Annotated in this window: 9 protein-coding genes; all 9 read left to right on the forward strand. The window is 51.4% G+C overall.

What is annotated here, in order from left to right:
• Window positions 1-182 precede the first annotated feature (182 nt).
• On the forward strand, window positions 183-1472 hold the full coding sequence (locus WH45_RS01720) for an ABC transporter substrate-binding protein (RefSeq protein ID WP_152663461.1): 1290 nt from the start codon (window positions 183-185) through the stop codon (window positions 1470-1472).
• Window positions 1473-1615: 143 nt separating this feature from the next.
• Window positions 1616-2491, forward strand: a complete 876-nt coding sequence (locus WH45_RS01725) for a carbohydrate ABC transporter permease (protein ID WP_046212654.1) — start codon at window positions 1616-1618, stop codon at window positions 2489-2491.
• Window positions 2491-3372 (forward strand): carbohydrate ABC transporter permease, encoded by an 882-nt coding sequence (locus WH45_RS01730; protein ID WP_046212655.1) that lies wholly within the window; start codon window positions 2491-2493, stop codon window positions 3370-3372. Before WH45_RS01725 ends, WH45_RS01730 begins: the two co-directional genes overlap by 1 nt.
• A 324-nt stretch (window positions 3373-3696) precedes the next feature.
• The gene (locus WH45_RS01735) at window positions 3697-5682 is read left to right on the forward strand and encodes a fibronectin type III domain-containing protein (protein WP_046212656.1); all 1986 of its coding nucleotides are present in this window, start codon (window positions 3697-3699) and stop codon (window positions 5680-5682) included.
• 129 nt (window positions 5683-5811) lie between these two features.
• On the forward strand, window positions 5812-6177 hold the full coding sequence (locus tag WH45_RS01740) for a hypothetical protein (protein ID WP_046212657.1): 366 nt from the start codon (window positions 5812-5814) through the stop codon (window positions 6175-6177).
• Between the two features lie 15 nt (window positions 6178-6192).
• Entirely contained in the window at window positions 6193-7836 is a 1644-nt protein-coding gene (locus WH45_RS01745; protein WP_046212658.1) for a fibronectin type III domain-containing protein, read from the forward strand.
• Between the two features lie 145 nt (window positions 7837-7981).
• The gene (locus WH45_RS01750; protein WP_046212659.1) at window positions 7982-9598 is read left to right on the forward strand and encodes a DUF4127 family protein; all 1617 of its coding nucleotides are present in this window, start codon (window positions 7982-7984) and stop codon (window positions 9596-9598) included.
• 82 nt (window positions 9599-9680) lie between these two features.
• Window positions 9681-9872, forward strand: a complete 192-nt coding sequence (locus WH45_RS01755) for a hypothetical protein (RefSeq protein WP_152663462.1) — start codon at window positions 9681-9683, stop codon at window positions 9870-9872.
• Between the two features lie 239 nt (window positions 9873-10111).
• Window positions 10112-11719, forward strand: a complete 1608-nt coding sequence (locus WH45_RS01760; protein ID WP_046212661.1) for an FAD-dependent oxidoreductase — start codon at window positions 10112-10114, stop codon at window positions 11717-11719.
• The last annotated feature ends 250 nt before the right edge of the window (window positions 11720-11969 follow it).

Here is an 11969-nt window from a genome sequence, read left to right on the forward strand (position 1 = left end):
ATGGTGGATAGAGATACTCCTTATTATATTACCTTTTAATTCCTGTACATCCCTTTTTTGTTACTGCCTAATTTGCTATAATGCGTGTCAAGGGTAGAAAAAAAGTATAGAATTATTTTTTGCCGTTATGTGTTACATATCGAGAGTATGGAGACGGTGGAGCCAAGGAAGCTGGATAACATATGAAAGGAATGAAGACAGTGAACAAGAAGATCAAAAGCTTTACGATACTGTGTCTGCTCGTTGTGTTGGTCGCTTCTGTGCTCAGTTCGTGCGGATCGGATACCGGGAGTAAGGAAGAGGAAAAAGGAAAGGTAACCATTAAATTCTGGACAATTGCGCTTCAGCCCACATTTAATGAATACTTTAATACCCTGATTTCAGAATATCAAAAAAGTCACCCCGGCGTCACGATCGAATGGAGCGATTATCCATACGATGCCATATCTAATAAGTTATTAACCGGAATTGCCAGCGGTAACGTACCGGATGTGGTAAATTTGAACACCGAATTTGCCAATCAGATGGCATCCAAGGGAGCGCTTGCCGATCTGACCCCTTATTTGAGCGATGAAGAGAAAAGTTCTTATTTTGAAGGCATCTTCAATTCCACTGTATTGGATGGCAAGCCGTATGCCCTGCCATGGTATACCGGTACTGAAGTGCTGTACATGAATACCCGCCTGGTCAAACAGGCCGGTCTGGACCCCAAGAATCCGCCCAAGACACGGGACGAGCTGAACGAATGGGCCCGCCAGGTCAAAGCAAAAACAGGAGCGAACGGCTATGCGCTGACTTTTGCCGCCCGGTTGTTCCCGGTTGAAGGCATCTCGATCCTGAATGAAGACAAAACGGCAGCCGCGTTCAATACACCGGAAGGCCTGTCGATGATCCAGCGTATGCAGCAGCTGATCCAGGAAGGTGTACTGGTTGGCGAAGATGCCAACTTTGACAAGCAGATCCAATATTATTCCAGTGAACAAACGGCTTTTGAGATTGCCGGGCCTACCTTTATTAACTTTATCAAAACAGCCGCGCCGGATGTATATGAGAATACGGTAGCTGTACCGCTGCCGACAGGCAAAGCGGATGTACGCCTGTCCAATACGATGAACCTGGTCGTGCCGGGCAAATCAGCAGCACCGGAGCAGGCGGCGGAATTCGCCAAGTTCCTGACCAATGCGACGAACCAGACTTCCTTTGCCAAAGCGGCCAATACGCTGCCAAGCACCAAGGAATCGATCAAGGACCCGTTCTTCACCCAGAATGACAACAAGCTGGAATCCGAAGCCAAAGTGGCCTCGGCCGAAAGCCTGGACAAAGCGGTGGATTACATGGTCGGCGTACCGAATGCCGGCGACGTGAACTCCGCCATTGCGCTGCAGCTGCAGGAGATTTTCCTCAACGGCAAAGATCCGCAGCAGGGACTGGATGCGGCAGAGCAGGAAGTCAATCAGGTACTCAAACAATAAAATAACGACAGGAACATAGGCAGAAACATATAACAGAAACATATATAGGTGAAGTCATTTTCGTTAAATCCCGGTCGCATGTGCAGGATAGCATCCTGCGGTGAAGGCAAGATACTGACCCTCCAAAGGCGGTGGACGAGCATATGAGATGGATGAGAACCGAGACGTTTGCCGCGTGGGCCTTCATGGCTCCCGGACTGCTGATTGTCGCTGTGTTTGTATTATGGCCGATCATCTACGGAATTCCATTGTCCCTGACCGATTACTCCGTAATTGGCGAGACTCACTATGTAGGATTCGAAAATTATGTAACAGCGGTTCAGGACAAAAGCTTCCTGACCTCGCTGTGGAACTCGCTGGTCTATGTACTGATTGTCCCTTTTATTCAGGTGTTCTCGATTCTGATGGCGATTCTGGTCAATACCCGGCTGCCGCTGATCAAGGCGTTCCGGGCAGCCTATTATATCCCTGTTGTCACCTCCATGGTCGCGGTTGCGCTCATGTGGAGCTGGCTGTTCAGCAACAATGGGGTCGTCAATTATATTCTGATCCAGCTGGGCATTATCCAGGAGCAGGTCGGCTGGCTGTCCAGCAGCAGTACCGCGCTGTATGCGCTGATGTTCATTACGATGTGGAAAGGCCTTGGCTATTATATGGTATTGTACCTGGCCGGGCTGCAGGGCATTCCGTCCGAGCTGTATGAAGCGGCGATGATCGATGGGGCCAGCCGCTGGCAGGTAATCATGCGGATCACCGTGCCGCTGCTCCGTCCGCATATCCTGTTCTGTACACTGATCTCGCTCATGGGGGCGATTCGCGTCTTTGACGAGATGTTTGTACTGACCCAGGGCGGGCCGGGCAATGCCACGCTGACGTCGAGTCTGTATATTTACCAGAAAGGTCTGGAGCAGTTTAACTTTGGTTATGCTTCTGCTCTGGGGCTGATTGTAAGCGTCATTGTAGGCGCGCTCAGCATATTCGTGTTCCGTCTGAACCGGAGAGGCGGTGTGAGCTACTGATGAACAAAGCGATGGAACATTCCAGAAGTAATGCCATGTCATCCGGGGTAATCGCCCGCCGTCTCAAAAAGACCGTGCGCTACACCGTTACCTATATCCTGCTGCTGCTGCTCGCTCTGCTCATGACAGGGCCGTTCCTATGGTTGCTGAGCGTCTCGCTCATGCCGGGCCGGAACGTATTCTCCAACCCGCCGGCGATCTGGCCGACGTTTATCGATTTTGGCAATTATGTGCAGGTGTGGAACTACATGAACTTCCCCAAATATATTATGAACACGCTCATTATTACGGTGCTCGGGGTCGTATTCAATATTGTTCTGTCCTGCATGACCGCCTATCCGCTGGCCCTGTTCCGTTTCAAAGGCCGGGATATGGTGTTCGCGCTGCTGATTACGACGATGATCATCCCGTCTTCGACAGCAATGATCGTGCATTATCTGACGATCCAGTGGCTGAATCTGGGCAATTCCTATCTGGGTGTTGTCCTGCCGGCTGCCGTGTCGGTATTTAATATTTTCCTGATGCGCCAAACGTTCCAGGGCATTCCGGCCGAGATCCGGGATTCCGGTAAAATGGACGGCGCATCCGAGCTGCGGATCTGGTGGCAGCTCGTCCTGCCGCTGGTCAAACCGGGCATCGCCGTTATTATGCTGCTGGAAGTGATGGCTTTTTGGAACAATTTCCTCTGGCCGATCGTCGTCCTCGATGATCCGGAGAAATACCCGCTCGCTTCGGCGCTCACATATTTGAATGGTCAGTTTTCGTATAATTTTGGCTGGATTGCAGCAGGTACCATCATTTCGGTCATTCCGATTATTCTGGTATTCCTGTTCACCCAGCGGTATTACATGGAAGGTCTGGCCGGTGCAGTTAAAGGATAAGCGCTTCGCTTATCCTTTTCTGTGCTGCCATTTACATATGACTACACCTTCAACCAACTGCCTCAAAAGCTCTCTATCCGTCCTCCTGCAAGCGGCCGGGCAGGGACGAACCACACTGAAATCAGGAAAGGGGGGAATTCATACAGAGTCTGTCCGGCACTCCAGGCAGCATCACGGCAAACATATCTCCGGTAGGTACTCTAGCCAAAAAAAGAAAAATGGCAGAACAGGGTTGTAGCGCGTATCGCAAGATGTACCGTTTTTTTGCATCTGTGTAAGGCAAGCAATAACAAACCTATACCATATGAGCCAGGAGGCTATCAAATGAAGCGTAACAAGGGGTTATGGCGCTCTATATCCATGTTGATGATCTGGGCGATGCTGGGCAGTCTGATTCCTGCCGGAGCCATCCACGCAGCGGAGCGGCAGCAGGACTTTGGCAAAATGGACGTGATGCCGATTCCGGCAGTTACCCGGATCATTACACCGACAGGCGAATTGCACGGTGATGACTGGGAACGGATCACAGCAGGCGGCGGTTGGGATGTGTATACCAACAAGGCCACGATGACACTGGAGTTTCCTTATCCCATTTATCTGAATGGATTCAAGGCGCTGCTGAACAGTAAGAACAACACGACGGATTTCAGGCTGGAAGGGCTGGTAGACGGAGAGTGGCGTGATATCGATGAAATGCAGTCTGCCTGGGAAGATCCCTGGGGCTATGCCTACTATATGCGGGCGATGACGCCGGGATGGTACAAGAGCATCCGGATCAACTTTTTCAATAAAGATCCGAATAAGGTTGTCGATGTGACGACCATCTATCTGATGTCGGAGCTGCCGCGGGTAACCGGCGCCAATGTGCTGCCAGGACAGAATACGCAGGCTGCCCTGCAGTGGGATGAAGTGCCGGGTGCCGAGAAGTATATCGTTAAATACGGACCGGAGTTCGGGCAGTATACCGACCAGATCGAGCTCAAGCCGTCCGACCGGCAGCCGGGCAATTATTTTATTATTCCGGGCCTGGAAAAGGACAGGGTCTACCATGCGATCGTTGTACCGATCGTAAACGGTCGTGAAGGCAATCGGTCGGTCGATATGTCCATTATTATCCCAAGGTCACGCTTTTTCCCGGGCGGAACGGGCTTCGGCATTAACGAATGGGACAACAGCTGGCTGTACAACAAAATGGGTGACGGCAATATGAACAGCACATGGGGCTCGATGGCTTACGGATATGTACAAGATCTCAACTATTATATCCAGATGCCGTCTACCACCTATATGACCTCCCTGCAGGTGCTGCCTGCCGTGCCGGCGGATACCACCCTTACGTATACCGCCTATGGATGGAAAGATGGGGTAGCGACCGAGATCGGGCACAAATCGTATGAGCTGGCTGCGCGGATTGGTCCGTATGTACTGGACCCGATCCCCATTACACCAGGCTGGTATGACCGTATCTCCATTCATGTGAATTCGACCAATACGGCGGTAGAGACGTACGAGATTCTATGGGATTCCAGTATGTCTACTGTAGAAGGATTGTGGACCGAGCGAGGAGACCGCAAGGTGACGCTCCACTGGAATCCGGTACCAAATGCGGACTATTATACAGTCACCTATGAATCGGTCATCTATCCGGTTAACGGAACGATGCAGGTGAGCGCGGAAGCGTACAAGGGATATCCGGTCACCGGACTCGTCAATGGACAGGAGTATACGTTCCGGGTGAATGCCAGCGTAAACGGCCAGATGGTCAATCCGACAGGAAAGGTTATTGGCAGTGCGACTGCACCCAATATCAGTAGAGCAGTTCCTGCCGGAACGATTGCGAGCGGCAGCGCAGAGCCCATACCGGCCTACGATCCGTATAAGGTCATCGACAGTTACATGACCACCGGTTATTCATTATGGTCCGGAGGGACATTTGGTCTTTCATTCCCGTCCCCGGTGAGCCTGAAAGGTGTGCAGATCTCCAGTTTTTCGATGTCTCCATCCATGCATAACTACATTATCTACGGACTGCAGGGCAAGCGCTGGACCAAAATCGGTCAGGGGAAATTGACTCCGATGTACCGATTCAAAAGTGATCCGTATGATCTGCTGCAGGACCCGATCGCAGTCAAACCCGGCAAATATGAAGGGATTCTGGTAGTCGGTGAGGTCGATCAGGATGGATTCTGGGGCAGTATTGATCTGAATGATATCAAATTGATCTATGGCGACAGCCAGGCTCCAACAAGTGTTACAGGTGATACGTACGGGGCACAGGATACCGTTATCGGAGATACGTATATTCAGTAGGCTCATGTTCATTTATCGTGAATCCGCATGGTGATGTATCGCAGTACCATCATCTTCACAATTAGCGGAATGCAGTATATGCCCTGCCACATCAATATTGTACTCTATTTGAAACTCAGGAGGCTGAACATGAACAGAAACAAGGGGTTATCGTATTATTTATCCATGATGATGATTGTGCTGCTGCTGTGCAGCATGGCACCAGTAGCCAATGCCCAGGCGGCAGCGGATACAACTGCAGCCGCAGCCAGTCTGGTCGAAATGCCGATTCTGACCGGTACACGTATCACCACCGAGCCGCAGGGGGAACTGAGCGGTGAAGCATGGACCCGCCTCGCAACCGGTGGCGGCTGGGTCACCAATGAACAGAACGCCATTATTACGCTGCGCTTTCCACAAAAAACACATCTTCAGGCCGTGACTACCCAATATTTCAGCAAAGCGGCCAATGACAATGTGGATTACCGGGTGGAAGGACAGGATGGCGGCAAATAGAAAAATATCGACGCCATGCAGCCGCAGCGCAGCGAGAAAGGTCATTATCGTGCAGTCACACCAGGCAGCTATGATGCCATTCGGCTCGTCTATTCTGCGATGAATGTAGAAGATCCGCCTTATAGAACGATCGAGATCTCTACAATCCATATGTTTTCCGATCGTCCTTATATTACCGATCTGACTGCTGAGCCTGTAAATGCGAATAATGCTGCACTTCGGTGGGATCCGGTACCGGGTGCAGAAAAGTATATTGTCCGCTATGGCCCGGAATTGCGTAACTATACGAATACAGTGGAATTAATGCCTGGAGATCTACAGCCCGGCAACCGCTGGATTATTCCCAATGTGTCCAAAGAGCAGGTTATGCACGTACTGGTTGCACCTGTAGTGAATGGACAGATCGGCAACTATTCGGCAGACCGGTCCGTACTGATCACCGATGCCCTGACTTTTCCTCAAGGAACCCGCTTCAGTTTGGATTATGATGGGGGAGGTAGAAGTTTTGCTTCCAGTATAGGCGACGGCAATATTAATAATACCTGGGGATCGTCCACTTATTACAAACAAAAAAAGCTGACATACCTTCTGGATTTCTCGGCTCCTCTGTACATTACTTCACTGCAGATGCTGGCAGCGGTACCGAGAAGTACATCAGTAAACTATACGGTGCATGGCTGGAAAGATGGCAAGAAGTCTATGATCGGACAACAATCCTATGAGCTTGCAAAAAAGCCCGGTCCCACTGTTCTTGAGCCGCTTCAGGTTAAACCGGGCTGGTATGATCGGATTTCGATTTTGGCAGAATCGGCAGATGGTAATGAGCTGTATGAAATTCTATGGCGTTCTACGAATCAAGGAGTTCAGGGAATACAGGCTGTAGGCGGCGATGGACAAATATCAGTCCGCTGGAATCCGTTGGAGAATGCCGACTACTATGTGATTGATTACGAGTCACTTTTCTTCCCGGACAAAGGTTCCATCCAGGTTCCGGTTGACGCTTCTGCCGGTTATGTCCTGTCAGAGCTTTTGAACGGGCAAAAGTATAATGTGACAGTAAGCGCCCATGTAAATGGAAGCATGACCAACCCGTCGGATACGGCAGTCGCAGCTGTATCCGCACCTGCGATTGGTCAGCCTGTTCCCGCCGGGACGATTCTGAGTGGTACAGGGAAGTATGATTGGGATATCGGATACGCAACTGATGGCAATATGAGTTCCGCTTATCAGATGCACTCCGGACATTCCATGGGATTATTATTTCCAAAAGCTGTGGATCTTACAGCGGTACAAATAACGAGTTATCTTCACGAATCTTATGGTTATAACGAACAGAAATTTACGATTTATGGACTGCAGGGGAAACAATGGATTCGTATCGGCAGCGACAAGCTGCAACCTATAAATGTGACTCAGCAGTTCGGCTACACAGTAATGAACAAAGATCTTTTGCTTGAAGATCCGATTGCTGTTACACCCGGCAAATATGAAGGATTAATGATTACAACAGAAGAAGTGATAGATGGATTTTTTCTTCTTAATTTTGAAATCGGCGACATTAAATTGGTATACGGACCGAACAATGATGTTAATGGAAACAGTGTAATCGATGATACGTATGGTGCTGCTACAGTATCCGGGAATACGTATATACAGTAAGGAACAAGTCAATACATCTTGCAAAGTCTGATAGGACCCGGCAAAGGTAAGTCTGGATGAAATCATTAACCGATCTGTATGCTGTGGCGGTATGAACCGCTGCGGTTTACGGATCAATACATAGTTCAAAGGAGCATTGATCATCATGAATTCTTCGCATGGAAAAGATGGCAAAATCGTAATTATGCCGCTGGACGAACGGCCCTGCAATTATAACTTTCCATATGAACTGGGCAAAAGCACCGATTGCAAAGTCGTCCGTCCGCCGCTCGAATGGATGGGTCACAAAAAGCAGCCTGCCGATACGGCGCGTCTTTGGACATGGACAGAACTGGAATGCCTGCGTGCCCAGGGAGCGGTCCTGTCGCTGGATACGCTGCTATATGGAGGCATTGTGCCTTCCCGCCTGCATGAACTGGATCAGGCCGAGATTGCCCGGCGGATGGACCAGCTGCGTCAACTCAAGGAGCAGAATCCGGGATTGACGCTGTATGCCTTTCAGCTGATCATGCGCTGTCCACAGTATTCTTCCTCGGATGAGGAACCGGACTATTACGCCGATTGGGGCAGGGAGATTTTCCGTAAAGGTTATCTGGAACATCTGGATGAGGAACAGAGTCTGGACCCTGCCGAACAAGAGGAATTAAGCGATATCAATGCCCGTCTTCCGCAGGAAGTGCTGGACGATTATCTGGGACGGCGCGCGGTGAATCGCGAAGCGAACCGACTCGCTCTCCGGTATGTCGAAGAGGGGATTATCGATTTTCTTATTTTTCCGCAGGATGACTCGGCTCCATATGGATATACAGCGAGAGACCAGCGGCTGGTCCGCGAAGCGATCCGTGAGAAAAACCTGGGGCTGCGCGTCTACATGTACCCGGGTGCAGATGAGGTTGGCTGTACGCTGCTCGCCCGGATGGTGAACCATCTGCAGTCGGCAGTACCGTCGGTGTATGTACGCTTCGGCTCGGTCGAAGGACCGCATATTATCCCGGCTTATGAAGACCGTCGTCTATACGAGACGCTCAAGTACCAGATTATTGCGGCTGGCGGCATGATCGTCTCTTCCGAGTCCGAAGCTGATCTGGTGCTGCTGCTGAATACACCGGGCGAGAAAATGGGCGAAGCCGTCAACCAGGGCAAGCCATCCGCCAATTATGATACCGAGCGTACGCTTGTCGAGTTGGTCGAATATGCCGGTTATCTGCTGGACAAGATCTCTTCGGACAAACAGGCTCCAGAGTATCCCCCTGCTGCTTCGCGGCATAACGATTCCGCTACTTCCCCGGCACGGAATCGCCGGCCTGTTGTAGCGATCGCAGATATCGCCTACGCCAATGGCGGAGATCTGGAGCTGCTCAGCCTGCTCCGTCAGCGGGGGATCCTGTACCGTCTCGCCGGATATGCTGGCTGGAATACGAGCTCCAACACGCTTGGCACCGTGATCGCCCAGTCGATGATCCATGTACACTATGGCATGACCCCGGATCATCTGAATTTCCTGGCCCTGCGGTATGTGGAGGACTTCGGCTACGACTCTGTCGTCCGCAAAGCACTCAGCAGCGGCCCGATCCAGGAACTCGGTCTGGACAAATTCCTGCTCGACGGTCCGCGCGGCCAGGTATCCCGGATGGTCCGCCAGGGACTGGAACAATTTATCCACGATCATCTGCAGCAGGAAGGACACTCGATCCGCATCATGGACTGCTACATGCCATGGAACCGAATGTTCGAAGTCGGTCTGACCGTACACGCCGATTGAGATGCCGCATCAGCTCCGAAAAGCAGTAAACTTGAATCGACCATCCTTTAACTGGTATAAATGATACAAAGATGGAAGTGAGATGATGAGGGATGGGCGCGAGAAAAAGCAAACAAGCGATGCCTATCCTTATTCCATCCCAAAGGAAATCCAAAATCCAAATGGAATCCCAAAAGCTAAAGCAGAAGCAGAAGTTGAAAGTAACACCAAGTACCCAATGACCTGCACGCATCCAAGCGAAGGAAAGGGAATTATGCCAGAGGCCGACATTTAAGAATGGATATTTACCGCTGCAGGCGGTATTTCAAAATATCCATTCTTAACCGGAGGCCGCCGGCATAATCCCTATCCGTAGCGGAGCCTGCATAATGAACCAGCGTATACCAGCAGCTTGTGGCTGTTGATGTTATTATCCGCTGCATTCCATTGCCAGATGGCTGCATCAACGAAGCCGTAAATGCACCTACCTACATCATCGTCGTGCCAAATTCGCACCCAAAGGAGATTTCAGCCATGAACCAACATACACTGCAAGCCGACGTCATCGTCATCGGAGGAAGCCTCGGAGGAACACTTGCCGCACTCGCAGCCGCCAAGCAGGGACTGCATGTTATTCTGACCGAACCGACAGATTGGCTCGGCGGACAGCTCACTTCCCAGGCGGTTCCCCCTGATGAGCATCGTTGGATTGAGCAGGGCATCGGTGCCCCGGGTACCTTTATCGAGTTCCGGGAGCGGGTGCGGGAATATTATCGCAACAACTATCCGCTGACCGAAGAAGCGTTGACCAATCCGATCCTCAATCCCGGCAACGGCTGGGTAAGTCGGCTGGCTCATGAACCAAAGGTAGCGCTGCAGGTGCTCGAAGATATGCTCGCCGTATATATCAATACGCAGCGTATCGAAGTGCTGTACCAGACCGTACCGGTCGAGGTCAATGTGGAGCATGATATGATCCGCTCGGTGACCGTGAACCGGCTCGGACATTATCGTCCCAAGTACACGACACTGATCGGTACATACTATCTCGATGGCACCGACGAAGGAGATCTGCTGCCGTTGTCCGGTACCGAGTACGTGAGCGGCGCCGAAGCCAGATCCCAGACCGACGAACCGCATGCACTGGAAGAAGCCGATCCGCTGGATATGCAGTCGATTACTCATGTAGCGGCTGTCGATTATATCGAAGGCGGCGACTTTACGATTGACAAGCCGGAGGAGTACGAGTTCTGGCGGCAGTATACGCCATCTTTTTCCGAGTACCCGATCCTGAGCTGGTATGCGACCGATGCGAACGATACGACCAAGCTCAAGGAATTCACCCTGCTGCCCAATGAACAGGGCGTGACGTCGCTGTGGGATTACCGCCGCATCGTCGATCCGTCGATCTGGACCGAGAAGCTGAGCGCCGAGGTATCTCTGCTTAACTGGGCGATGAACGATTATTATGCCGGACCGATCACCGGAGTACCGCTGCAGGAGCGCATTCCGAATCTGGAAAGTGCCCGTCAGCTCACCCTGTCGCTCGTGTACTGGCTGCAGACCGAGGCGCCCCGTCTGGATGGCGGCAAAGGCTATCCGGGCATCCGGCTGAGAGGCGATATTCTCGGTACAGCGGATGGACTAGCCAAAGCGCCATATATCCGTGAATCGCGCCGTATCAAGGGCATGTACACCATTACCGAACACGATGTCAGCAAGGAACTGCGCGGAGAGCAGGGGATCAAGCGCTATGAGGACAGCGTCGGTATCGGCAGCTACTCGCTCGATCTGCATCCGACCGTCAAGACGCATCGGACCTTTTATATTCCGAACTATCCGTTCGAGATTCCGCTTGGTTCGCTGATTCCGGTACGGATGAAAAACCTGCTGCCCGCCTGCAAAAATATCAGCATGACCCAGATCGCCGGCGGCTGCTACCGTCTGCATCCGGTGGAATGGAATATCGGGGAAGCTGCCGGTTATCTGGCCGCCTACGCAATCCAGCATGATCTGACGCCGCGCGAAGTATATGAATCCAGTGAACATGTGAGCCGCTACCAGGAGATGCTGACCGATGGCGGTGTGCAGCTGCACTGGCCGGAAGAAGTGGAAAAGGAAGTATTGCAGCCGCAAAAGTAAAAACAGTCTATGGATCGGATGGTACGGAGAAGTTCCGGCATGGCAGCGAAATGAATAAGCAGCAGGTTATTGTATGAGGATCAGGAAAAGAGGGCATTCGGTGAATGTCCTCTTTTCACTATTCGGCCTGTAATCATGGCCTAGTCTGTAATCCCTGTTATACATTGCGGCTCATATAGCTCATATCTCCAGAGGATGATTCGGTATCACTTACTAAGGAGGGAATGCGATGAAGTATTGGATTCTGCTG

This window comes from Paenibacillus wulumuqiensis, from assembly GCF_000971965.1.
Taxonomy (GTDB): Bacteria; Bacillota; Bacilli; order Paenibacillales; family Paenibacillaceae; genus Saccharibacillus; species Saccharibacillus wulumuqiensis.

Excerpts from the sequence above, each read along its gene's own strand:
- WH45_RS01720 (WP_152663461.1), top strand. The coding sequence starts at position 183 with ATGAAAGGAATGAAGACAGTGAACAAGAAGATCAAAAGCTTTACGATA.
- WH45_RS01725 (WP_046212654.1), top strand. The coding sequence starts at position 1,616 with ATGAGATGGATGAGAACCGAGACGTTTGCCGCGTGGGCCTTCATGGCT.
- WH45_RS01730 (WP_046212655.1), top strand. The coding sequence starts at position 2,491 with ATGAACAAAGCGATGGAACATTCCAGAAGTAATGCCATGTCATCCGGG.
- WH45_RS01735 (WP_046212656.1), top strand. The coding sequence starts at position 3,697 with ATGAAGCGTAACAAGGGGTTATGGCGCTCTATATCCATGTTGATGATC.
- WH45_RS01740 (WP_046212657.1), top strand. The coding sequence starts at position 5,812 with ATGAACAGAAACAAGGGGTTATCGTATTATTTATCCATGATGATGATT.
- WH45_RS01745 (WP_046212658.1), top strand. The coding sequence starts at position 6,193 with ATGCAGCCGCAGCGCAGCGAGAAAGGTCATTATCGTGCAGTCACACCA.
- WH45_RS01750 (WP_046212659.1), top strand. The coding sequence starts at position 7,982 with ATGAATTCTTCGCATGGAAAAGATGGCAAAATCGTAATTATGCCGCTG.
- WH45_RS01755 (WP_152663462.1), top strand. The coding sequence starts at position 9,681 with ATGATGAGGGATGGGCGCGAGAAAAAGCAAACAAGCGATGCCTATCCT.
- WH45_RS01760 (WP_046212661.1), top strand. The coding sequence starts at position 10,112 with ATGAACCAACATACACTGCAAGCCGACGTCATCGTCATCGGAGGAAGC.